This is a genomic window from Actinobacillus genomosp. 2 (assembly GCF_029773605.1).
GTDB lineage: Bacteria > Pseudomonadota > Gammaproteobacteria > Enterobacterales > Pasteurellaceae > Actinobacillus.
In genome coordinates, this window is record NZ_CP103807.1 from 1,822,501 (window position 1) to 1,845,876 (window position 23,376).

Consider the following 23,376-nt stretch of genomic DNA (forward strand, 5'->3'; position numbering starts at 1 on the left):
TGTCCAACGTTAATCGGGGCAGGGTGAGTCGGCCCCTAAGGCGAGGCTGAAAAGCGTAGTCGATGGGAAACGGGTTAATATTCCCGTACTTGGTATAATTGCGATGTGGGGACGGAGAAGGTTAGGTAATCAGACTGTTGGATGTCTGTTTAAGCCGGTAGGTGGGAATTTTAGGCAAATCCGGAATTCTGTTAACACCGAGAAGTGATGACGAGTCTCTACGGAGATGAAGTTACCGATACCACGCTTCCAGGAAAAGCCACTAAGCTTCAGGTTATACTAAACCGTACTATAAACCGACACAGGTGGTCAGGTAGAGAATACTCAGGCGCTTGAGAGAACTCGGGTGAAGGAACTAGGCAAAATAGCACCGTAACTTCGGGAGAAGGTGCGCCGGCGTAGATTGTAAGCGTTTACCGCTGAAGGTTGAACCGGTCGAAGATACCAGCTGGCTGCAACTGTTTATTAAAAACACAGCACTCTGCAAACACGAAAGTGGACGTATAGGGTGTGATGCCTGCCCGGTGCTGGAAGGTTAATTGATGGTGTTATCGAAAGAGAAGCTCCTGATCGAAGCCCCAGTAAACGGCGGCCGTAACTATAACGGTCCTAAGGTAGCGAAATTCCTTGTCGGGTAAGTTCCGACCTGCACGAATGGCATAATGATGGCCAGGCTGTCTCCACCCGAGACTCAGTGAAATTGAAATCGCCGTGAAGATGCGGTGTACCCGCGGCTAGACGGAAAGACCCCGTGAACCTTTACTATAGCTTGACACTGAACATTGAATTTTGATGTGTAGGATAGGTGGGAGCCTTTGAAGCAGTCACGCCAGTGATTGTGGAGGCGTCCTTGAAATACCACCCTTTAACGTTTGATGTTCTAACGAAGATTGCGGAACGCGGTCTCGGACAGTGTCTGGTGGGTAGTTTGACTGGGGCGGTCTCCTCCCAAAGAGTAACGGAGGAGCACGAAGGTTTGCTAATCACGGTCGGACATCGTGAGGTTAGTGCAATGGTATAAGCAAGCTTAACTGCGAGACAGACAAGTCGAGCAGGTGCGAAAGCAGGTCATAGTGATCCGGTGGTTCTGAATGGAAGGGCCATCGCTCAACGGATAAAAGGTACTCCGGGGATAACAGGCTGATACCGCCCAAGAGTTCATATCGACGGCGGTGTTTGGCACCTCGATGTCGGCTCATCACATCCTGGGGCTGAAGTAGGTCCCAAGGGTATGGCTGTTCGCCATTTAAAGTGGTACGCGAGCTGGGTTTAGAACGTCGTGAGACAGTTCGGTCCCTATCTGCCGTGGGCGTTGGAGAATTGAGAGGGGGCTGCTCCTAGTACGAGAGGACCGGAGTGGACGCATCACTGGTGTTCCAGTTGTCTCGCCAGAGGCACTGCTGGGTAGCTACATGCGGAAGAGATAAGTGCTGAAAGCATCTAAGCACGAAACTTGCCTTAAGATGAGTTCTCCCAGTCTATAAGACTGTAAGGGTTGTTGGAGACTACGACGTAGATAGGTGTGGTGTGTAAGCGTAGTGATACGTTGAGCTAACACATACTAATTGCCCGAGAGGCTTAACTATACAACGCTCAAGTGTTTTTGGGCGTAGAGCGAAGTGAAAAGCTAGAAAAGACTAAAAACTAAAGAAGATGAAAAAATCAGTAAACAGCTTGTTTCGAATTTAAAGTGCGAATAAAAAGCAGATAAAGAACGAAGAGAAAGACAAATAAAGAAGATAAAGGTCATCAACAGAATATTCTGGCGACCAGAGTGCTGTGGCTCTACCTGATTCCATTCCGAACTCAGAAGTAAAACGCAGTAACGCCGATGGTAGTGTGGGGGTTCCCCATGTGAGAGTAGGGCATCGCCAGATTGAATTTAGCGCGAAAGCGAAGAGAGAACCCTAGAGTTAGTGATAGCTCTGGGGTTTTTGCTTTTTCGACACTTTATTTTTTCATTGTTTTATTCCTTTTATTGATTCATTTCTTTCTGCTTTTTTCTTTATTCTCTCATTTATTTATTCCTCGATTTAGCCCGAACTGTTTTATACATATGTGTATGATTTTTTATTGGATTTGCAACAAATAAAGGAAATTTGACCGCGTGTTTTGGGAAAATGATTCCATGTGTTGTTGAAGACTATATTTTGAGTAACCGTTACTTTTAAGCATTTCGATATTAGACTACTATCCTTATTTTCTTTAGTTCTGCGTGTTGTTAAATAATAAAAATGGCGAGAAATTCCAGATTTACAATAAAAGTGTTGGAAGCCATTGAATAATATAATCGCCAAGGTGGGTATTTAGGAGATCAAGATATTTTAAATATGCTGTTTCGGCATACTTGGTTGTCTTTACATCGAAAATATAATGATCAATTTGGTAATTATTATTACTTACAGCAATTAAATCATTTTAAATTGTATTCGGAGATTATAGATATTGATGGATTGTAGCCGTTAGTTATTCACTATAATTGTGCTTATAAATCGTTGGTTGTCGGCTGTGAAAATCGATTGGATATTAGAATAAACGTTAAGAATAAAAAAGCGGTCAATCTGCCCTACTTTACAGATTGACCGCAAGGTGGCGTGTTATGCCACGAGTTTTAGATTATTGTTGTTTTGTTGGAATAATTTTTGTGGCATCCCAGAAATCAATATGAGCATTGACAACCGGAGCAATGATATTAGTACGAATAACAAAGTCACCGAAAGCCTCATTCGCTTGACGTTCAGTTGCCCAGCGTGCAACTAATTGGTCAATTTCATTTACGATTTCCGGTAAAGTAATATTTTCTTTATATAAGCGAGGAATACGTAAACCGGCACGATCACCCCCGATATGCAGGTTATAACGTCCAATTGCTTTACCAACTAAGCCGATTTCCGCTAGCATTGCTCGCCCACAGCCATTTGGGCAGCCGGTGATACGGGTAATAATACTTTCATCGGAAACGTGGTGTTTACTCAGAACTTTATCGAGTTCAGTAATAAAATCCGGTAATACGCGTTCCGCTTCTGCCATGGCTAATGGGCAAGTTGGTAAGGATACGCAAGACATCGCATTCTCACGCAATTTTGAGATTTCTTGGATTAATCCGTATTGACGAGCTATCGCCTCAATTTGTGCTTTATCTTGTTCCGCCACATTAGCCACAATCAGATTTTGATTAGCTGTGATACGAAAATCACCTTTGTGTACTTTAGCGAGTTCCAGAACACCTGTCATTAAAGGTTTTTCTGGTTTATCGGTAATACGCCCACTTTCGATAAATAAGGTTAAGTGCCAGTTATTGTCGATACCTTTTACCCAGCCAATACGATCGCCTCGTTCTGTAAACTCATACGGGCGTGTCGGTTCGAATTTGATATTCATACAACGCTCTACTTCCGCTCTAAAGCCGTCAAGCGTCATATTTTGTACGGTATAACGTACACGAGCATTTTTACGGTCGGAACGGTTACCGAAATCACGTTGAGTTTTGACTACGCCTTCGGCTGCAGCAAGCGTGTGTTCCAATGGTACGAAGCCGAGTGAATAGGCCACATTTGGATAAGTTTTGGTATTACCGTGTTCGAAGGATAATCCGCCACCGACTAATACGTTAAAGCCACATAGTTGTCCGTTTTCATCTTGAATCGCAATAAAGTTTAAATCGTTGGCATATACATCCACATCGTTAAGCGGTGGAATAGCAACCGCGGTTTTGAATTTACGCGGTAGGAAGGTTTTACCGAGAATCGGCTCTTCTTCAATTTTGAGTAAATCGTCCGAACTTTCGACTTTTTTGCCATCGACCCAAACATCTAAGTAGCCACGAGAACGAGGTAGGAGATGTTCAGAGATTTTTTTCGCAAACTCATACGCTTGTTGGTGTAATTCGCTTTCAATCGGATTTGAAGTACAAAGTACATTACGATTCATATCAGCTGCAGTCGCAATAGAATCTAAACCGATACTATGTAACAAACGGTGCATCGGTTGTAATTTGCCTTTGGGTACACCGTGATATTGGAATGTTTGGCGATTGGTTAAACGAATCGACTGATAACGAGTATGTTCACGGGCAAATTTATCAATTTCAATCCATTGATAAGGTTTGATAATACCGCCAGGTAAGCGGCAGCGTAGTAGCATAAATTTTAACGGCTCAAGTTTTTCTTCTAAACGTTCGGCACGAATATCACGGTCGTCTTGTTCATACATTCCGTGGAAGCGAATTAATTGGAAATTATCGCCTTTAAAGCCACCGGTTAAACCGTCTTTTAAATCATCTAAAATCGTACCACGTAAGAAATTACTCTCTGTTTTTAAACGTTCGTTGTCAGACAACGGTTTCTCTTGCCACTCTAAGCCTTTGGTTTTTTTATCACTCATTTTCTCACTCCTAAATTCCACTGTTTTTTAATAAACATCACGTTGATAACGTTTTTCTTCACGTAAATTATCTAAATATTCTTCTGCCTCATCCGCATTCAGATTACCTTGTTGGGCAATTACATCTAATAAGGCTTGATTAACATCTTTCGCCATACGGCTTGCATCGCCGCACACATAAATATAAGCCCCTTGTTGTAGCCATTGCCATAGCGTTTTGGCTTCTTCACGGATTTTGTCTTGTACATAAATTTTTTGCTCCTGATCACGTGACCATGCAAAGCTATATTTATGTAGGAAACCGTCTTTAGCAAATTGTTGCCATTCGGTTTGATAGAGGAAATCGGAAGCAAAATGTTGATTACCAAAAATCAGCCAGTTTTTACCTTCAGCTTCATCAGCAGCACGTTGTTGTACAAAGGATCTGAATGGTGCGATACCAGTACCGGAACCGATCATAATGATCGGTTTGGAAGAATCTTGTGGTAATTTGAAATTGTCGTTATGTTTAATAAAAATTCGCACTTGTCCGTCTTCTTCCACACGATCGGCTAAATAACTTGATGCACCGCCGGCACGTGCTTTGCCATTATGTTCATAGCGAACAACCCCAACACTAAGATGTACTTCTTCGCTAACTTCAGCTTGTGCGGAAGAAATCGAATATAGGCGAGGGGTAATCGGACGCAATAAAGCAATAAATTGCTCAGCAGAGAGTGTTGCCGGATAGCGATTAAGTACATCGACAAGCGGTGTATTTTGTACAAAATTTTGTAATTGCTCACTGTTCGCTACAATCGCGTCTAATTCTGAGTGATTGGCGAGTGCTGCATAGTTTCTAACGAAAGCCACTGTGTTTTGAGTTAATTCAAATTGCGTTTGTAAAGCAGTAGATAACGGTAGCGTTTGATCTTGCAGAGTTACTTGTTCTTCTCCAGTTAAACCGATAGCAGTCAGGATTTCATTTACCAATGCAGGATCGTTTTCAAAATAAACACCCAGTACATCGCCAGATTGGTAGCTCAAATCGGATCCGCTTAAATCAAACTCTAAATGACGTACATCTTTTTCTGCATCCTTAGCCGTGATACGTTGATTAGTTATTAAGGTTGCAGGAAAAGGGTTCTCTTTATTGTATTTTGATTGGTTCGTTGCTACGGAGCTTTGAGATGTTGTTGATGCTAAATTCGCCGTTACACCTTCGTTATTTTTAGCTTTAATGATGTCGACAATCTCATTGATCCACTGATCCGCAGTTGCTTGGAAATCTAAATCGGCATCAACGCGATCAAATAAACGAGAACCACCTAACTCCTCAAAACGACGATCAAAATCTTTGCCGGCTTGGCAGAAATTTGGATAAGAAGAATCGCCTAAGCCTAATACGGCAAATTGCAAGCGGTCTAATTTCGGTGCTTTTTTACCATTGATTAGCTTTAATAACAGCACACCTTCTTCCGGTGCTTCGCCTTCGCCTTGTGTAGATGTTACCAATAATACGAGTTTTTCATCGGCAATATTTTTGGCTTTATAATCTTTTAGAGATGTACGTGTGACATTTACTCCGATAGCTGTTAAACGCTCCGTTAATTTATCGGCAACTGATTTAGCATTGCCGGTTTGTGAAGCGGAAAGGACAGCCACTTTCAGTGGTTCTGTTGCCACTAAAGCGGTCGAATCAGAAGTGTTTTTTGCAAAATGTTCACCAATACTCTTTACACCTTGAGCTTTTGCCCAGGCATAACCAGATAGCCACGCCAGTTGTAAATGATTTAAATTTGCTAAAACTTGGACAGTTTCAGTAGATAAAGGTAATTCCCCTTTATTTTCAACGCTCATATAAAATCCCCACGTTTAAAAAATATTTCAATAGTGTATTTATAGAGGGATTTTATTATTCTTAAAAATACTAACAGGGAATAGTTTAGAGCTGAATGGAATATAAAATGTTAAATGAGCGGTTAGATTAGCATTTATAAGAGAATTTATGGTTAGCTAAGATAAAACTTGAGATTCTTATTCATTTTAGGAATATTAATAAAGATTTTGCTATGTGTTTATGTCGTTTATAAGCATAAAAAAGCGGTCTAAATTTGCAAACTTTTAGCAAATTTAGACCGCTTGTGCTTAAGGTGAATCTTTATTCAGTCGCGAGAATCATCCCTGCAGCAACTGTGTGATAGGTTGCTTCATCAATTAAAATAAATGAGCCCGTCGCAACATTTTGTGCATAAGTGGTAGCGGTAATCGGCTTTTGTAAGCTGAGTTGTAACTCGCCGATATCATTTAATTTTAAACTGTCCGCTTCCGCTGAATTACTCAAGGTTTTTACATCCAATACGTGATCAACAGCGGTCACTTTGGCAAACACAGTTTGTGTAGTGTGTTTTAGCACATATTTACGAGCTGGATTTAACGCTCGTTGATCAAACCAGCATACCGTAGCGATTAAGCGTTTTGTTGCGGTAATCGGTGAATGTTGTGCCACAAAAGTATCGCCACGAGAAATATCAATATCATCCGCTAAACGAATCGTGACTTGCTCACCAGCAACCGCACTTTGCACGATACCATTCGGGCTAATAATTTCCGATACGGTCGAGGTGTAGCCATTCGGTTCAATTCGAATCGTATCGCCAACACTCACCGAACCTGCCTCAATTCTGCCTTGATAACCCCGGAAATCATCCGCTTTATCTTGATCTAAACGGCTGACTAGTTGCACCGGAAAATGAAAATCTGCTGTGCGTTCCGATAAATTCTCGTTGCTCGGTAAGTTTTCTAAAATGGTGAGTAACGGCTCTCCGTCATACCAAGGTGTGCGTTCGCTTTTATGAACGATATTGTCGCCTTGCAACGCAGAAACCGGTACAAATTGCACCTGTTGAATGCCAAGCTGATCGGCTAACTTGCGGTAAGCGGTGGTAATTGCTTCAAATTTTGCAACATCAAAATCCAATAAATCCATTTTATTTACCGATACAATAACATGTGGTGTCCGTAAATGTTTTAGGATTGCCGAATGACGTTTGGTTTGTGGCAACAACTCCAACTCTGCTTGGCTAAAATCTAATTGCGAAGCATCAATCAACACCACAGCAGCATTAGCAGTTGAAGCACCGGTCACCATATTACGCGTATATTGTTCGTGTCCCGGAGTGTCGGCAATGATAAATTTGCGTTTGGCGGTGGAGAAATAACGGTATGCCACATCAATTGTGATACCTTGCTCACGTTCTGCTTCTAAGCCGTCTGTCAGAATCGAAAAATCAATCACTTCACCGGCATTTTTAGATTTATTTAAACTTAATAACTGATCGCTTAATAACGCTTTGCTATCGTAAAGTAAACGCCCGATTAAGGTACTTTTACCGTCATCTACGCTACCGGCGGTGATGAAACGAAGTGGGGCATATTGGTTTAAATTGCTCATAATTTATTATCCTTTTATTCCTAGCACGGCAAAGCCACACTAGGTTACATCTTGTGTTCCCCCGTTGGGGCAAATTAGCTTGTTGAGTAGAATTTAGAAGTAACCTTGTTTTTTACGTTGTTCCATTGCTGCTTCGCTAGCTCGGTCGTCCATACGAGTGGCGGAGCGTTCTGAAATTTCGGCGACTGCGGTTTCTTTGATAATATCTGCCGGTGTCGCAGCGGTGCTAGCAACTGGGCAAGTACAGCTAATATCACCTACGGTACGGAAACGTACCGAAACCAGCTTGCTTTCCTCATTCGCTTGCTTTGGTGTGAGAGGAGTAACCGGCACGAGTAAGCCGTTGCGTTCTACTACTTCACGCTCATGTGCATAATAAATCGGCGGTAACTCGAGTTTTTCACGTTCGATATATTGCCAAATATCGAGTTCCGTCCAGTTAGAAATCGGGAATACACGCATATTTTCGCCTTTATGTAATTTAGCATTATAAAGCGACCATAATTCCGGGCGTTGTGCTTTGGGATCCCATTGACCAAATTCATCACGGAACGAGAAAATGCGTTCTTTGGCACGAGCTTTTTCTTCATCTCGTCTTGCACCACCCATTAAGGCATCAAAACCGTTGGCTTCAATCGTTTCTAATAAAGTGACCGCTTGTGCCGCATTACGAGAATCGGTTTCTTTGCGTAGCACCACCGTACCTTTAGCTATTGAATCTTCGACGTGACCGACGACTAATTTTGCATTTAATTTTTTCACTTGTTCGTCACGGAATTGAATCACTTCAGGATAATTATGTCCCGTATCGATATGCACTAATGGGAAGGGTAAAACAAGTTCTCTACCTTCCAACTGAAAGGCTTTACGAGCTAAAGCGAGTAATACGACTGAGTCTTTACCACCGGAAAATAGTAATGCCGGATTGCTACATTCCGCCACCACTTCACGAATGATGTAAATTGATTCCGCCTCAAGCCAATCTAAATGTCCGTTTTCAATATTATTTTGTGTTGTCATATTTTCAGATCCTTTTATTTATGTAATCCACACTCTTTACTGTCTTTGTTTTCCCACCACCAACGACCGGCTCGGATATCTTCTCCGGCTTTGACCGGACGGGTACAAGGCTCGCAACCAATACTCGGGAAACCTTGTTTATACAGTTCGTTATATGGAATTTGATGTTTTAAGATATACGCCCAAACTTCTAATTCAGACCAATCGAAAATCGGATTATATTTATCGATACCTCGGCTCGTATCTTGTTCGTGTAAAGCAAGTTCGGTACGAGTCACTGATTGTTCTCGGCGCTGTCCGGTTAGCCACGCATCCGCATCTTGTAAGGCTCGATTAAGTGGTTCGATTTTACGGATAAAACAACATTCTCGGCGTAATTCCACGCTTTCATAAAAGGCAAATTTACCTTTTTGTTGATCATATTCCGCCGCTTTTTGTGTATCGGGATAATAACGTTGGAAATCTAAAGCCGGATAAGTTTCTTTGACCTTATCGACCAAGGCTAATGTTTCCGGATTTAAACGCCCGGTTTCCAAAGTAAACACGGTTATGTCTGCTTGGCTTTTGGCGATCACATCGGTAATCAGCATATCTTCCACCGCTAAACTGCTAGCGAATTTCACATTGTGATGTTGTTGGCTAATCTGCTGCATACGCTCATATAAAGCGGTTTCTTTTTGGTTAAGATTTGCAAAATCCGCTTCGGACGGTGTTGGGATGGCCCATAATGTCGGATTAAAAAAATTCATATGATTCTCTCCATTATGCGGCTTGTTTCCATAGCGTTTCTTGGGTTGAAACAAATTGCACAGCTTCTTTGCCGAACCATTCAAGTTCTTTTTGTAATTTGACCACTTCGCCAATCACAATCAATGCCGGTGTTGGGGCATTTTCGGCAAGTTCTGCCAATTCACTTAATACGCCGGTTTGTACTTGCTGATTTGGCAACGTACCGTTACTGATAATTGCCACTGGTGTATCGGACGGTTTACCGTGTTTTTGTAATTCTATGGATAACTCGGCAGCTTTAATCATCCCCATATAAACCACTAATGTTTGATTGCCTTGGGCAAGCGTTTCCCATTTAAGTTGACTACCGTCTGGCTTCAAATGACCGGTAATAAACATTGCAGTCTGTGCGTGATCTCGATGGGTGAGCGGAATCCCAGCATAAGCGGTTGCTCCTAGTGCGGCAGTAATGCCCGGTACGACACTAAACGGAATATTTTCTGCTTTAAGCACTTCCAATTCTTCGCCGCCACGCCCGAATACAAACGGATCGCCGCCTTTCAAACGCACTACACGTTTGCCTTGTTTGGCATATTTCACCAGTAACTGATTAGTATCTTCTTGTTTGACGCTGTGTTTACCGGCTCGTTTACCGACAAACACTTTATCCGCATCACGGCGAACCAATTCTAAAATCGCCTCGGAAACTAGAGCGTCATATAACACCACATCCGCCTGTTGAATCGTTTGTAAACCTTTTAAGGTGAGTAATCCGGCATCGCCCGGCCCCGCACCAACTAACGAAACTTCGCCTAAAACCGGATTATTGTTATGTAATTCCGCTTCCAATACCGCTTCCGCTTGTTCGATTTGATGATTTTCAGTCAGACGCTGAAAACTTTGATGGGTAAATAATTTTTCCCAAAAACGGCGACGTTGGGTTAATTGTGGGAATTGGGTTTTGACCGCACTACGCCAACGAGTCGCAATATCTGCCATTGCACCTAAATTATGTGGAATTAACGCTTCTAGTTTTTCACGTAACAAACGAATTAATACTGGTGCTGCACCGCCGCTTGAAATCGCAATTTGCACCGGAGAACGGTCGATAATTGAAGGAAAAATATAACTACAACGAGGTTGGTCATCCACCACATTGACTAAACGTTGTTGGCTTTCAGCGGTTTCAAACACAAGTTGATTTAACGTATTGTCATCGGTTGCTGCAATCACTAAATAGCTAGAGGTAACTTGACTCGCTTCAAATGTTTTCGCAATCCATTCCACTTTTCCCTCATCCGTTAATGATTGCAGTGATGAATGGAGTTTGTCCGCCACCACTTTGACTGATGCACCGGCTTTTAATAATGCATCGATCTTACGCACAGCAACATGTCCGCCACCAACGACCAATACCGATCGGTTTTTTAAATCTACAAAAATTGGTAAGTAATTCATTTTTTCTCCACTCGCTTAAAACAAGCCACGATTTGTTGCATTAAGTTATAAGAGAAATTTGTTATTCTGAAAAATAATAACAGGATATAGATTATAGTCTTTTGGAATAAATCGCAGTTTTAAAGGCTTGATCTAAGGTCTTTTGTTTTAAAATAAGCAATTTGTGATGTTTTTTACTATTTTTATTCCATATGGTTATATCAATAAAGTTTCGGTTCTTTGTTAAAGCGACTTGAGCGGTTAGATTTTTAATCAATATGAGGATTTATATGATGATTGTAAAAAAATTCTACTTTTTAACCGCTTGTTTAATGCTGTCAGCACAGACTTATGCGGTTGAGTTATTAAACATTTCTTATGATCCGACCCGTGAGCTATACAAAGAATATAACCGCCTGTTTGCTGACTATTGGCAACAGCAAAGCGGTGAACAGATCACGATAAAAACATCACATGGCGGATCCGGTAAACAGGCTCGGGCAGTGATAGATGGTTTACAAGCGGATATTGTCAGCTTGGCATTAGCTGGCGATATTGATGCGTTGAACAAATATCAAGATCTTATTGATCCAAATTGGCAACAACGTTTGGCGGAACGTAGCTTACCGTATTATTCAACTATTGTGTTTTTAGTGCGTAAAGGGAATCCAAAACGGATCTATGACTGGCAGGATTTAGTGCGAGATCCGAGTATTGAAGTGATTACTCCAAATCCGAAAACTTCCGGTGGAGCAAGGTGGAATTTTTTGGCTGCTTGGGCGTATGCAAAACAGCATTTTGGTACAGAACAGCAGGCATTAGATTTTGTAAGTCAGTTGTATAAGCAAGTACCGGTATTAGATACCGGAGCAAGAGGGGCTACTATGAGCTTTATCCAACGAGGCTTAGGTGATGTCTTACTTGCTTGGGAAAATGAGGCTTATCTCGCTTTACAGGAAGAAGGCGGTGAGCAATTTGAAATAGTCACCCCAAAAGTTTCGATTGCTGCTGAACCGCCGGTTGCTGTGGTGGATAAAGTGGTAGATAAAAAAGGCACTCGTAAACAGGCGGAGGCTTATCTGAACTATTTGTATAGTGAGGCAGCACAACGCCTGATTGCCAAACATTATTATCGCCCTGCAAGCGGTCAAATTTTAGCGGAATTTCGCCAACAATTTCCTGATTTGACTCTGTTAAAAATGCACGAGATTTTTGGTGGCGGTTGGGAATTGATTCAGCCGAAATTTTTTGATGACAGTGCGATCTTCGATCAAATTTTAGAAAAAATTTATCAATAAATAGGCTAAGGAAATGTTATGCAGCAAACTCGAATTATTCCAGGTTTTAATCTTTCGTTAGGCTACACGCTGACCTTTTTAAGTCTTGTCGTACTGATTCCGTTAGCTGGTCTATTTATCTTTTCCGCTCAAATTTCAGCCGAACAATTTCTTAAACTGATTAGCAGTAAGCAGTTGCTACTTGCACTAGGTTTATCTTTTAAAACCGCACTAAGTGCCGCACTCATCAATAGTTTTATCGGTTTATTGCTTGCTTGGGTGTTAGTTCGCTATCAGTTTTGGGGCAAGCGTTTGATGGATACCTTTATTGATATGCCGTTTGCCTTACCAACAGCGGTAGCAGGTATTGCTCTTACGGCGATTTACGCTCGCAACGGTATTATCGGGCAATTTTTTGAAATCAAAATTGCGTATAGCTCATTAGGTATTACCTTAGCGTTATTATTTGTGACCTTACCTTTTGTCGTTCGTACGCTACAACCGGTGTTGGAGGATTTACCGAAAGATGTCGAAGAAGCAGCCTCAATTTTAGGAGCAAATGCTTTTCAAACCTTTCGCTATGTGATTTTTCCGGCAATTTTACCGGCTTGGATTACTGGTTTTACCCTCGCTTTTGCACGGGGCATCGGAGAATATGGTTCGGTGGTATTTATTTCCGGTAACTTACCGTTTAGAACTGAAATTCTACCGTTGGTAATTATGTCTAAGCTCGATCAATACGATTATATCGGTGCGGCAACTATTGGTGCATTAATGCTGATCATCTCATTTGTACTGATTTTTGTGATCAACCTGATTCAGCGTTACTTTGCTAAGCGGACAGCAAAATAAAAAGGAAAGAAATATGCAAAACTTACGTAAAAAACGACCGCTTGCCGAAACGCTCTTGATTGGTATAGCGATGATCTTATTCATTGTTTTCTTACTGTTACCGTTATTAGTTGTCATCTCACAAGGTTTGGCTAAAGGGCTAGATTTTTTCCTTGCAGCTATTGGCGAACAAGATACGCTTGCTGCCCTAAAACTGACTTTATTAGCTGCTGCGATTGCCGTACCGCTTAATGTGATTTTCGGGATTGCCGCAGCTTGGGCGGTAACTAAATATCAATTTAAAGGCAGACAATTTTTATTAACGCTCATTGATCTACCTTTTTCGATTTCACCGGTGGTGGCAGGACTGATTTACGTATTGTTATTCGGCGCACAAAGTTGGCTGTATCCGTACTTACAAGCGGTCGATTTTCAAATTGTTTATGCGATTCCGGGCATTATTTTAGCCACATTATTTGTTTCTGTCCCTTTTGTCGCACGAGAACTGATTCCAATTATGGAAGCACAAGGCACAACCGAAGAAGAAGCGGCGGCAGTATTAGGTGCAAACGGCTGGCAAATTTTCTATCACGTTACTTTACCGAATATCAAATGGGCATTATTACACGGTGTGGTGCTTTGTACCGCCCGTGCGTTAGGCGAATTTGGGGCGGTTTCGGTAGTATCTGGACATATTCGCGGATTAACCAATACCTTACCGCTACAAATTGAGATTTTATATAACGAATACAATATCGTGGCGGCATTTTCGGTTGCGATTTTATTACTCGGTTTATCTTTAATTTTATTATTTCTTCGTCAATGGACGGAAGCGAAGTTAGCACGATAGTGGGGCAGATATGGCAATTAGCGTTAAACAAATTAATAAAACATTCAATCAATTCCAAGCACTCAATAATATTGATTTTACCATTCAAAACGGCGAATTAACTGCTTTACTCGGACCTTCAGGCTGTGGGAAAACAACCTTACTACGTATTATTGCCGGGCTGGAAACCGCAACAAGCGGTCAAATTTTGTTTGATGATTGTGATGTAACCCGACTTTCAGCAAAAGAACGGGATATCGGCTTTGTGTTTCAACATTACGCTCTGTTTCGTCATATGACAATTGCCGATAATATTGCCTTTGGTTTGCGAATGAAGCCGAAACAAGAACGTTTGTCGGAGGCTGAAATTCAAGCAAAAGTTAAACATCTTTTGGAGCTGATTCAGCTAGAACATATTGGCGGACGCTATCCCGATCAGCTTTCCGGTGGTCAGCGTCAGCGAGTTGCCTTGGCAAGAGCCATTGCGACTGAACCGAAAGTGTTATTGTTAGACGAACCATTCGGTGCTTTAGATGCGAAAGTGCGTAAAGATTTGCGTCGTTGGCTACGTGATTTTCATCATGAGATTAATCTCACCAGTATTTTTGTCACTCATGATCAAGATGAGGCATTGGAAGTATCGGATAAGATTATTTTGATGAATAAAGGGCAAATTGAACAAATTGGAACGCCGGAACAGGTTTATAAACAGCCCAAAAGTGCGTTTGTGGCAAATTTTCTAGGGGATGTGAATATTTTACACGGTTATATTTTAGCCGGTGTATTACATATTGATACGTTTAACAAGCCGATTGAGCAATGTTATGCCGCCGATGATGTGGTGGTGTATGTACGTCCGCACGAAATCGCCATTAGTAAAATGCATAAAGAAAATTCGTTGAAAGGCATTATCTCCCGAGTGCATACCGCAGGTCCTACGGTATTTTTAGAAGTGTTACATAAAAATCACGAACCGATAGAAATATCCGTCAGTTATGCTCAATTCAGACAAGAACAATTTGCTGTGGGTGATGAAGTCTATTTCCAACCATTATTACTCAATTTCTTTGTACAAAATGAATTGATTGAATTTATGATTTAATGGCTTATCTGAGAAGAGCGGATTAGGCTAGGAATTTATTCCGCTCTTAACGACATTTCCCCAATCCCAAATGGTGTAATCACACCATTTTGATCAAGTAGTAATTCGCCATGTCGGTTAATACCACGTGAAATACCGTGAATTTCGTTGCCTTCAGTTACCAGTTTTACTGCTTGATCTCGAAAAATATCAAACATTTGCCAACGCTCTGCGTAGTGGTCAAAGCCGACAAGCGGATAAATTTTGAGATTTTTTTGTAATTCATAAGCCAGTCGACAAACAAGCGTATTACGATCAAATTGGTAATGTGATAAATCAGACCACGCTTGGGTGACGATATTTGCGTCTACTTGGGTCATACCCAAATTTAAACCGATACCGATCACTAAATGGATTCCGCTACGATCCACTTTAGTTTCAATCAGAGTCCCACCCATTTTTTTACCACAATAGTAAATATCATTCGGCCACTTGATTTGGATATTTTCAACCTGTTGTGCTTGCAAACTTTCGGCAATAATCAGCGAAATCACCAAACTCAAAGAGGATATATGTGCAGCGTCTTCGGTCGGGTAATGCCACAAAATTGAAAAATAGAGATTTTCGCTTTGCGGTGAATACCAAGTCCGCCCACGCCTGCCCCTACCGGCGGTTTGTTGTTCTGCTAAACAAACAGAGCCTTGTGGCAGGCTTTGATAATGTTTGAGCAAATATTCGTTGGTCGAATCAATTTCATCAAACACTATAGCTTGTCCGCATAATAATGCGCCTTGGATCTGAGATTGGTTTAATTTGCTCATCACTTTAGTTATCTTGTGATTTCTTCGCTATTTACTTCGCCATTTTTACCCATAAAACGCACTTCCGGATGCAGTTCAACTCCAAATTTTTCACGCACGCGGCGACGTACTTCTTTCGCTAATGCTACTACATCCGAACCGGTTGCGGATTGCTTATTAATGAGTACCAATGCTTGTCTTTCATGTACTGCCGCACCGCCGATTTGGAAGCCTTTTAATTCACATTGATCAATCAACCAACCTGCCGCTAATTTGACTGTGCCGTCTGTTTGCGGATAGTTTGGAATATTCGGGTAAGCGGTCTTAATTTGTACAAATTTTGCAGCCTCAATGACAGGATTTTTGAAGAAGCTACCGGCATTACCAAATTCATCCGGATTCGGTAATTTTGCCGAACGTACCGCACACACTTCGTCAAACACTTGTTGAGCCGTTACGCTTTGTGGATCAAATTGTGTTAATGAGCCGTAACTTAATACCGGTTGCCATGCTTTCGCCAATTTGATTCCGACCGAAAGAATCGCAAATTCGTCTTTGTATTGGTGCTTAAACACGCTTTCACGATAGCCAAATTGGCACTCTGGTTTGGTTAAACGGAAAATTTCGCCGGTGCGTAAATTCAGCACTTCAACAAAATCACACACACGTTCAAATTCCACCCCGTAAGCACCGATATTTTGAATCGGTGCAGAACCGGCAACACCCGGAATTAAGGCTAAATTTTCTAATCCGGCGATATTGTTTGCCAAGGTCCATTTTACTAACTCATGCCAATTTTCGCCGCCTTGCACATGCAAATAGTGGAACTGATCATCTTCGTGATGTTCGATCCCTTTTAATTTATTAATCAATACGCAACCGTCGAAATCGCCTAAAAAAATTACATTTGAGCCTTGCCCTAAGATGATGACTGGCTGATGATTTTTAACAGCGATTTGCCATTCGTTAAGTAATTGTTCAGCACTGCTAAATTCGACTATTTTGCTAGCGTTTGCCGCCAAATGAAAGGTATGGAAAGAGATCAAGCTATATTTCATTTTTTATATATCAGTGAATTAAAAGAGTAGAAAGTGTATCACAAACATGAGGAAAAAAGAGCGTTTAACGTTTTAATTGAGGATAAAAAATAACCCCCTTACTGAAGTAAGGGGGTTACTAAATTAAACTTTTAAAAAGTTAACTAAATTACATAGTTACTTCTTTAGCGCCTTGAACTTGAACTTCAACACGACGGTCAGGTGCTAAGCAAGCGATTAATGCTTTACGACCTTTAACTGCGTCACATGTTGCACCAGTTACTGGGTTAGCTTCACCGTAACCTACAGCAGTTACGTTTGCAGCCGGAGTACCTTTAGAAACGATGTAGTTAGCTACAGTTTCAGCACGACGTTGTGAAAGTTTTAAGTTTGAAGCTTCTTTACCGATACGGTCTGTATAACCATTAACTTGGATAGCAGCGTTCGCTAAACCAGCGTTGTTGATTTCAGTTTGCATTGCATCTAAAGCTGTTGCTGCAGCCGGTTTTAAGTTTGATTTACCGAATGCGAATAATACATCAGAGCTGAATGCGAAGTTTTTAGTTTCAACTGCTGGTGCTGCAACTGGTGCTGCACCTTGACCGAAACGGTATGATAAACCTGCAGATACAGAGCTGATATCTGGACGGTAGTCAGTCGCACCCATACGGTTTAATGTAGCTTGGCTTGCTTTACCAGCGTTGTTTAACCATTGGTATTCAACACGTGCTGCTAATTCAGGAAGAATTGCGTATTCAACACCAGCACCTAAAAGTAATGAACTTTGGAAACGACGAGTTTTTACTTTCTCTTGTGAAGCGTTGAATGTTTTATATGAATTATTTACTAATGCAATACCTGCTTTACCGTAAACATCTAAGTTAGGTAATACTTCGTAGCTAGGTTTTAATGCGATAGTTGTACCGTGTGCAGCATGGCGGAAAGTTTGTTTATCTTTTTTACCATTTAGTTTTTCTGTACCACGAACACGACCAAAATAGTCATAACCTAATTCAGCAGCTAAACCAAAATTATTTTGGTTTAAGATTTGGTAACCACCAAAAACACCGTAAGTTACAGAGTTTTTGTTGATACCATATTTACCATCTTTCGCAGCATCTAATTGTTCGATACCATCGTGGAATGATGCCCAACCTGCTTTGGCACCAGCGTAGAAAGTGTTTTGTTCTGGAGCTGCTTGAGCTACGGTTGCAGCTGATAATACTGCTAATGCAACTAATGATTTTTTCATTTTGATGATCCTCTAAATTTTATCGTCATCTATATTAAAGACAAACCCCAATAAAGGGATAACGAATAAAGCTATAATAACTATTTCTATCGCTATATAAAAATAGCATAGCTTTTATTACACGAACATTGTACCAAATAAAATTTGAAAAATACAATAGAACCTATAATTAAGGTTGTTTTTTATTCAAAAAAGACTAAAAAAGTGTGATTTTTACTCTATTTTGAAGAAAAGCAGATTGTTCGTTACTTTGGTTGATATTGATTTACAAAAATAGCCCGTAGTTTATAGGCTTTTCTTAAAATATATTCTTATTTATATTAAAGAATAATTTTGCAGAATGTAACTTCAATTAATATTAATACAAAGATAATATAAAGCCCCTTTTGAAGGGGCTTTATATTTAAAGATTAACCTTGTGAAGAAATACGCTTCATATCCGTCATATAACCACGTAATTCTTGACCGATTAATTCAACCGGGTGATTACGGATTGCATCGTTGATATCACGTAAGTAAACATTGTCGATTTCAGCTGCCGGTGTTGGTTCACCTAAGTCACCTTTTTGTAACATCGGGATTAATTTCTCTGCAAGAATTGGCGTTGCAACGTGAGAGAATAAGTAGTTACCGTATTCTGCCGTATCTGAAATTACTACGTTCATTTCGTATAAACGTTTACGAGCGATGGTATTTGCGATTAACGGTAATTCGTGTAATGACTCATAGTATGCAGATTCTTCGTAGATACCGCTTGCAACCATTGCATCGAATGCCATTTCTACACCTGCTTTCACCATTGCAACCATAACTACGCCGTTATCAAAGTATTCTTGTTCAGAAATTTTGATGCCGTCTGCTTTCGGTGAGTTTTCGAATGCGGTTTTACCGGTTTCTTCACGCCATTTGAATAAGTTTGCATCACCGTTTGCCCAGTCTGCCATCATGGTTGATGAGAATTCACCGCTGATGATGTCGTCCATATGTTTTAAGTAAAGGTCGTTTAATTGAACTTTGATTTCTTCACTTAATTCAAAAGCACGGATTTTCGCAGCGTTTGATAAGCGATCCATCATTAAGGTGATACCGCCTTGTTTTAACGCTTCGGTAATGGTTTCCCAACCATATTGGATTAATTTGCTTGCGTATGCTGGGTCTTTACCGTCTGCCACTAATTTGTCGTAACATACGATTGAACCTGCTTGTAACATACCGCAAAGGATGGTTTGTTCGCCCATTAAGTCAGATTTAACTTCTGCCACGAATGAAGATTCTAATACGCCTGCACGGTCGCCACCGGTTGCTGATGCCCACGCTTTTGCGATTGCCATACCTTCACCTTTCGGGTCATTTTCAGGGTGAACAGCGATAAGTGTTGGCACACCAAAACCACGTTTATATTCTTCACGTACTTCTGTACCCGGGCATTTTGGTGCAGTCATCACAACGGTAATATCTTTACGAATTTGCTCACCTTCTTCAACAATGTTGAAACCGTGTGAGTAGCCGAATGCAGAACCTTGTTTCATTAACGGAACAACATCTGCAACTACTTTTGAGTGTTGTTTATCCGGCGTTAGGTTGATCACTAAGTCAGCGGTTGGAATTAATTCTTGGTATGTGCCAACTTTGAAACCGTTTTCGGTTGCACGAGTATATGAAGCACGTTTTTCTGCGATTGCTTCTGCACGTAACGCATAGCTAATATCTAAACCGGAATCACGCATATTTAAACCTTGGTTTAAACCTTGCGCACCACAACCTACGATAACGATTTTTTTGCCTTTTAAGAAATTGCAACCGTCTGCAAATTCGCTACGGTCCATAAAACGACAGCGACCTAATTGATCTAATTTTTGACGTAAGTTTAATGTGCTGAAATAGTTAGCCATTTTGTGCTTCCTTATAAAATTTGTATGATGTTGAGTGTGTTTATGTGTTGTGTTTACACATTGTTGTTTTGTTATGGAATTGATTATACGCTCATTTAATATTGCGTAAATTGATATTATTGGGATTTTATATTGCAAAATTTGCAATTCACTTATGGCATTAATTAGATGAAAAATGACCGCTTAGCTAATGAATGTTAAACTAGTAAGAGAAGAAGATAATAGGATAAATAGATGAGAATAAATCAGATTAGCTTACAGCGTTGTCCTGAATGTGAAACGATTGTAAAAGTGCCGGCAAATGTGCCATTTCAGACGGCGGTTTGCCCGAATTGTCATGATGTATTACGTCCGGCAAACAGCTGGAGTTTACGCCGTTGTGCGATTATTGCGATTGCGATTTTAATTTTATTACCATTTGCACTCACTTTTCCGTTAATGAGTATTGATTTACTGGGCGTACCCGTTCATGCAACTGTATGGGGAGGTGTGTGGAAAATGGCAACCGAAGGTTATCCTTATACCGCCTTTATGGTGTTACTTTGTTCGGTAGTCTTTCCGATTGCTTTTGCATTATTGATTTTATCCATTCGCTTACAGCGATTGTTATTACAGCGTCCTCGATATACGTTGATATTATTATCTAAAATTCAAGAATGGGTGATGTTAGATGTTTATTTAGTTGCACTTGCGGTCGCAGCATTTAAAATTCGTGATTATGCTGATCTAACCTTTAGTATACATTTAACCGCATTTTTAATTGTTACCATTCTGACCACCTTACTTTTTATCAAGATAGATCCGAAACGAATGTGGGAAGAATTTTATCCTGAATATCATCCGTTAACTGCTAATCATCAAGGGCAAGTGTCTTTATGTCCGACTTGCGAATATAGTTTCGATGAAACGATTGTTGATTTAAAAGGTCGCCGTCGTTGTCCTCGTTGCGAAAGTAATTTAGCGATTCCCGATGGCGTAAAATTACAGCGTGTATGGGCAAGCTTAGTTGCCGGTGTGATTATGATGATTCCGGCAAATACGTTACCGATTTCCGCCACCGGATTAGCAGGTTCGGTTTCTGCCGATACGCTTTTTTCGGGCGTGCTAACTTTCATTGGATTAGGCAGCTATACGGTTGCCGCTATCGTTTTTATTGCCAGTATTGCCGTGCCATTCAGTAAAGTGGCGATAATTTTATATCTGTTGTTAGCGATTCATTATAAATGGAAACACCCGATTCATTGGCAAATGAAAGCATTACATTACGTGCATTTTGTCGGACGTTGGTCAATGCTGGATTTATTCGTATTGGCGTTGATGATGTCGTTGTTAGAACGAGGACAAATTCTTAGCTTCTCGGTCGGTGACGCGGCATTTTTCTTTGGTGCAGCAGTATTCCTCACAATGATAGCTTCTAGTAATTTGGATTCTAGAATGTTATGGCGAATCCACTATTCCAATGAGCCAAAACACTAATGACAAGCGGTTGAATTAAGCTAAAAATTAGCAAAATTTGACCGCTTATTTTTTGTTTGTATGCTTTCTTATTTATAAGTTTTGATCTATTATGCAATGGTCTCATTCATTCTGAATGAAATATAACAAGTTTGTTTATTTAAGGACTCATTATGAAAAAACTACTCTTAGCCACATTGCTGGCAAGCTCGGCTACATTCGCTAACCAAGTTCCAAATTATAACACCACCAGCCACACCTACGAATTTAATCAATCTTACGATCTTGTCGTGCCGCAAGGCTCAAAAGGCGAAACCAATTTATGGGTACCATTACCGTTCAATAATGATTACCAAGATGTCAAATCGATTGAATTTGAAGGTAACTATAACAAAGCCTATATCACAGAAAATAATCAATACGGTGCAAAAACGCTATTCGCGAATTGGGACGAAAAAGCTCAAAAACGTTTATTAAAAGTGAAGTTAGTGGTGCAAACTAAAGATCGTGAACCGATGGCAACAGGGGCTTTAAATGGCTATCAGCCGCCTGAAAAAATTATTTATTCGGTAGATGTGCAAGAGTATCTCAAACCGACTACCCATATCAAAACAGACGGTATCGTGAAGCAATATGCGGATAAAATTGTCGGCAAAGAAACCAATCCGCTGAAAAAAGCCGAATTGATTCACAAATGGATTGTGGAAAATATGGAACGTGATAATTCTGTATTAGGTTGCGGTGACGGTGATGTTGAAAAAATGCTGACTACCGGTGTGTTAAGAGGCAAATGTACTGATATTAATTCAGTATTTGTTGCTCTAGCCCGAGCTTCAGATATTCCGGCACGAGAAGTATTCGGTATTCGTTTAGGCGCTGCACCGAAAATGTCGAAGTTCTCCAAAACCGCTTTCGGCAGTTCAAAAGACGGTATTGCGAATGAAAATAGCGGACAACATTGCCGTGCCGAGTTTTATTTAGCCGGTTTCGGTTGGGTTCCGGTTGATTCAGCAGACGTGGCAAAAATGCGTTTAACTGAGAAAAAAGCGGTCAATGATGCCGATACACAAGCCGTTTCAAAATATTTATTCGGTAACTGGGAAGCTAACTGGATGGGCTTTAACCACGCGCGTGATTTTGACTTATATCCACAACCGGAATTAACTCCAATTAATAATTTCGGTTATCCATACGCTGAAGTGGGTGGTGATCCGCTTAATTCATTTGATGCAAAAGAGTTTGGTTATGAGCTTATCTCAAAAGAACTCAAATAACCGCTTTTTCGCTTCGCTTACCGCCGCATTATTGGCGGCGGTAAGCTCAACGGTCTGCTGTATAGCACCTTTGGTTTATTTGGTATTCGGTATTTCTTCGCCGTGGTTGGTTAGCCTTAGCGAATACGAATATTTACAGCTACCGTTATTGTTTGTTTCGCTCGGTGCGTTCGGTTATGGCTTTTGGTTACTGATGTTTTCCAAGAAAATTATCTGTACTAAATATTGTTCTCGCCGCACGTTGATCATTTTATATTGGATTACTTTTGCGATTATTTTGTTTTTCCTGAGCTATCCATTTGTTTTACCTTGGTTATTAGAATGAAAAAATTACTGTTTATTTTGCTTTTTTCGATGGGAATCTCACCGCTTAGTTATGCCAATGAAGCGCTACAAAGTGACAATGTAGCAACCGAACAGCAGGCTCAAAAAGAAGTAAATTTCTACATCAAAGAAATGAATTGCCAATTATGTGTCTATTTAGTCAATAAAGAATTACGTGCGATTGACGGTGTGGTTTCGACTAAAGCGAATATGAAAGAGCGTAAAGTTAAAATCATTGCTCACGAAAAGGTATCGACTGAGCAGATGATCAAAGCGATTGAAAAGCTCGGTTATACCGCTGAACAAATCTAAAAAAACAAGC

18 protein-coding genes, 2 rRNA genes and 1 pseudogene (1 of these 21 only partly in view) are annotated in these 23,376 nt (G+C 40.7%); 11 read left to right on the forward strand and 10 right to left on the reverse strand.

What is annotated here, in order from left to right:
• The 3 genes and pseudogenes from NYR60_RS09115 to NYR60_RS09450 form a co-directional block, all read left to right on the forward strand.
• Positions 1–1,586 (forward strand): 23S ribosomal RNA (locus NYR60_RS09115) (it extends 1,315 nt beyond the left edge of the window).
• A gap of 175 nt (positions 1,587–1,761) precedes the next feature.
• Positions 1,762–1,877 (forward strand): 5S ribosomal RNA (rrf, locus tag NYR60_RS09120).
• Positions 1,878–2,315: 438 nt separating this feature from the next.
• Positions 2,316–2,459: pseudogene (locus NYR60_RS09450) on the forward strand (glycosyltransferase family 8 protein); the annotation flags it as partial.
• A gap of 157 nt (positions 2,460–2,616) precedes the next feature.
• Here NYR60_RS09450 and cysI read toward each other — a convergent pair.
• The 6 genes from cysI to cysG all read right to left on the reverse strand — a co-directional run bounded on the left by cysI (position 2,617) and on the right by cysG (position 11,023).
• Positions 2,617–4,383: an assimilatory sulfite reductase (NADPH) hemoprotein subunit gene (gene cysI, locus NYR60_RS09125; RefSeq protein WP_279466876.1), complete on the reverse strand. Its 1,767-nt coding sequence runs from the start codon at positions 4,381–4,383 to the stop codon at positions 2,617–2,619.
• A gap of 27 nt (positions 4,384–4,410) precedes the next feature.
• Positions 4,411–6,222, reverse strand: coding sequence for an assimilatory sulfite reductase (NADPH) flavoprotein subunit (locus tag NYR60_RS09130; RefSeq protein ID WP_279466877.1), 1,812 nt, complete (start codon positions 6,220–6,222; stop codon positions 4,411–4,413).
• Between the two features lie 301 nt (positions 6,223–6,523).
• Positions 6,524–7,816: a sulfate adenylyltransferase subunit 1 gene (locus NYR60_RS09135; RefSeq protein WP_279466880.1), complete on the reverse strand. Its 1,293-nt coding sequence runs from the start codon at positions 7,814–7,816 to the stop codon at positions 6,524–6,526.
• Positions 7,817–7,909: 93 nt separating this feature from the next.
• Positions 7,910–8,836 (reverse strand): sulfate adenylyltransferase subunit CysD, encoded by a 927-nt coding sequence (gene cysD / locus NYR60_RS09140; protein ID WP_279466881.1) that lies wholly within the window; start codon positions 8,834–8,836, stop codon positions 7,910–7,912.
• Positions 8,837–8,850: 14 nt separating this feature from the next.
• A complete protein-coding gene (locus tag NYR60_RS09145; RefSeq protein WP_279466884.1) occupies positions 8,851–9,585 on the reverse strand; it encodes a phosphoadenylyl-sulfate reductase in 735 nt (244 codons plus the stop codon).
• Between the two features lie 13 nt (positions 9,586–9,598).
• Positions 9,599–11,023, reverse strand: a complete 1,425-nt coding sequence (gene cysG, locus NYR60_RS09150) for a siroheme synthase CysG (RefSeq protein WP_279466886.1) — start codon at positions 11,021–11,023, stop codon at positions 9,599–9,601.
• A 272-nt stretch (positions 11,024–11,295) separates the two neighbouring features.
• On the opposite strand from cysG, the gene NYR60_RS09155 reads away from it, so the two are divergent.
• From NYR60_RS09155 to NYR60_RS09170, 4 genes are read left to right on the forward strand one after another with little or no spacing between them, the layout of a single operon-like run.
• Positions 11,296–12,300 (forward strand): sulfate ABC transporter substrate-binding protein, encoded by a 1,005-nt coding sequence (locus NYR60_RS09155; protein ID WP_279467982.1) that lies wholly within the window; start codon positions 11,296–11,298, stop codon positions 12,298–12,300.
• Between the two features lie 18 nt (positions 12,301–12,318).
• Positions 12,319–13,131 carry a sulfate ABC transporter permease subunit CysT gene (gene cysT / locus NYR60_RS09160; protein ID WP_279466887.1) on the forward strand — a complete coding sequence of 271 codons (813 nt, stop codon included), beginning with the start codon at positions 12,319–12,321 and terminating at the stop codon, positions 13,129–13,131.
• 13 nt (positions 13,132–13,144) lie between these two features.
• Positions 13,145–13,960 carry a sulfate ABC transporter permease subunit CysW gene (cysW, locus tag NYR60_RS09165; RefSeq protein WP_279466889.1) on the forward strand — a complete coding sequence of 272 codons (816 nt, stop codon included), beginning with the start codon at positions 13,145–13,147 and terminating at the stop codon, positions 13,958–13,960.
• Between the two features lie 10 nt (positions 13,961–13,970).
• On the forward strand, positions 13,971–15,041 hold the full coding sequence (locus NYR60_RS09170; RefSeq protein WP_279466890.1) for a sulfate/molybdate ABC transporter ATP-binding protein: 1,071 nt from the start codon (positions 13,971–13,973) through the stop codon (positions 15,039–15,041).
• Positions 15,042–15,076: 35 nt separating this feature from the next.
• Here the strand turns inward: NYR60_RS09170 and NYR60_RS09175 are convergent, their stop codons facing one another.
• The 4 genes from NYR60_RS09175 to ilvC form a co-directional block, all read right to left on the reverse strand.
• Entirely contained in the window at positions 15,077–15,841 is a 765-nt protein-coding gene (locus tag NYR60_RS09175) for a biotin--[acetyl-CoA-carboxylase] ligase (protein ID WP_279466891.1), read from the reverse strand.
• 8 nt (positions 15,842–15,849) lie between these two features.
• A complete protein-coding gene (murB, locus tag NYR60_RS09180) occupies positions 15,850–16,878 on the reverse strand; it encodes a UDP-N-acetylmuramate dehydrogenase (protein ID WP_279466892.1) in 1,029 nt (342 codons plus the stop codon).
• Positions 16,879–17,026: 148 nt separating this feature from the next.
• Positions 17,027–18,109: a porin OmpA gene (ompA, locus tag NYR60_RS09185; RefSeq protein WP_279466893.1), complete on the reverse strand. Its 1,083-nt coding sequence runs from the start codon at positions 18,107–18,109 to the stop codon at positions 17,027–17,029.
• A gap of 410 nt (positions 18,110–18,519) precedes the next feature.
• Positions 18,520–20,001 (reverse strand): ketol-acid reductoisomerase, encoded by a 1,482-nt coding sequence (gene ilvC, locus NYR60_RS09190; protein ID WP_279466895.1) that lies wholly within the window; start codon positions 19,999–20,001, stop codon positions 18,520–18,522.
• Positions 20,002–20,235: 234 nt separating this feature from the next.
• Between ilvC and NYR60_RS09195 the strand changes: the two genes are divergently transcribed.
• The 4 genes from NYR60_RS09195 to NYR60_RS09210 all read left to right on the forward strand — a co-directional run bounded on the left by NYR60_RS09195 (position 20,236) and on the right by NYR60_RS09210 (position 23,366).
• Positions 20,236–21,477, forward strand: a complete 1,242-nt coding sequence (locus NYR60_RS09195) for a paraquat-inducible protein A (RefSeq protein ID WP_279466896.1) — start codon at positions 20,236–20,238, stop codon at positions 21,475–21,477.
• 152 nt (positions 21,478–21,629) lie between these two features.
• Positions 21,630–22,730 (forward strand): transglutaminase-like domain-containing protein, encoded by a 1,101-nt coding sequence (locus NYR60_RS09200; protein ID WP_279466898.1) that lies wholly within the window; start codon positions 21,630–21,632, stop codon positions 22,728–22,730.
• The gene (locus NYR60_RS09205) at positions 22,702–23,055 is read left to right on the forward strand and encodes a mercuric transporter MerT family protein (protein ID WP_279466899.1); all 354 of its coding nucleotides are present in this window, start codon (positions 22,702–22,704) and stop codon (positions 23,053–23,055) included. Before NYR60_RS09200 ends, NYR60_RS09205 begins: the two co-directional genes overlap by 29 nt.
• Positions 23,052–23,366 carry a heavy-metal-associated domain-containing protein gene (locus tag NYR60_RS09210; RefSeq protein WP_279466900.1) on the forward strand — a complete coding sequence of 105 codons (315 nt, stop codon included), beginning with the start codon at positions 23,052–23,054 and terminating at the stop codon, positions 23,364–23,366. The genes NYR60_RS09205 and NYR60_RS09210 overlap by 4 nt, the downstream gene beginning before the upstream one ends.
• Positions 23,367–23,376: the final 10 nt, after the last annotated feature.

Excerpts from the sequence above, each read along its gene's own strand:
- cysI (WP_279466876.1), bottom strand. The coding sequence starts at position 4,383 with ATGAGTGATAAAAAAACCAAAGGCTTAGAGTGGCAAGAGAAACCGTTG.
- NYR60_RS09130 (WP_279466877.1), bottom strand. The coding sequence starts at position 6,222 with ATGAGCGTTGAAAATAAAGGGGAATTACCTTTATCTACTGAAACTGTC.
- NYR60_RS09135 (WP_279466880.1), bottom strand. The coding sequence starts at position 7,816 with ATGAGCAATTTAAACCAATATGCCCCACTTCGTTTCATCACCGCCGGT.
- cysD (WP_279466881.1), bottom strand. The coding sequence starts at position 8,836 with ATGACAACACAAAATAATATTGAAAACGGACATTTAGATTGGCTTGAG.
- NYR60_RS09145 (WP_279466884.1), bottom strand. The coding sequence starts at position 9,585 with ATGAATTTTTTTAATCCGACATTATGGGCCATCCCAACACCGTCCGAA.
- cysG (WP_279466886.1), bottom strand. The coding sequence starts at position 11,023 with ATGAATTACTTACCAATTTTTGTAGATTTAAAAAACCGATCGGTATTG.
- NYR60_RS09155 (WP_279467982.1), top strand. The coding sequence starts at position 11,296 with ATGATTGTAAAAAAATTCTACTTTTTAACCGCTTGTTTAATGCTGTCA.
- cysT (WP_279466887.1), top strand. The coding sequence starts at position 12,319 with ATGCAGCAAACTCGAATTATTCCAGGTTTTAATCTTTCGTTAGGCTAC.
- cysW (WP_279466889.1), top strand. The coding sequence starts at position 13,145 with ATGCAAAACTTACGTAAAAAACGACCGCTTGCCGAAACGCTCTTGATT.
- NYR60_RS09170 (WP_279466890.1), top strand. The coding sequence starts at position 13,971 with ATGGCAATTAGCGTTAAACAAATTAATAAAACATTCAATCAATTCCAA.
- NYR60_RS09175 (WP_279466891.1), bottom strand. The coding sequence starts at position 15,841 with ATGAGCAAATTAAACCAATCTCAGATCCAAGGCGCATTATTATGCGGA.
- murB (WP_279466892.1), bottom strand. The coding sequence starts at position 16,878 with ATGAAATATAGCTTGATCTCTTTCCATACCTTTCATTTGGCGGCAAAC.
- ompA (WP_279466893.1), bottom strand. The coding sequence starts at position 18,109 with ATGAAAAAATCATTAGTTGCATTAGCAGTATTATCAGCTGCAACCGTA.
- ilvC (WP_279466895.1), bottom strand. The coding sequence starts at position 20,001 with ATGGCTAACTATTTCAGCACATTAAACTTACGTCAAAAATTAGATCAA.
- NYR60_RS09195 (WP_279466896.1), top strand. The coding sequence starts at position 20,236 with ATGAGAATAAATCAGATTAGCTTACAGCGTTGTCCTGAATGTGAAACG.
- NYR60_RS09200 (WP_279466898.1), top strand. The coding sequence starts at position 21,630 with ATGAAAAAACTACTCTTAGCCACATTGCTGGCAAGCTCGGCTACATTC.
- NYR60_RS09205 (WP_279466899.1), top strand. The coding sequence starts at position 22,702 with ATGAGCTTATCTCAAAAGAACTCAAATAACCGCTTTTTCGCTTCGCTT.
- NYR60_RS09210 (WP_279466900.1), top strand. The coding sequence starts at position 23,052 with ATGAAAAAATTACTGTTTATTTTGCTTTTTTCGATGGGAATCTCACCG.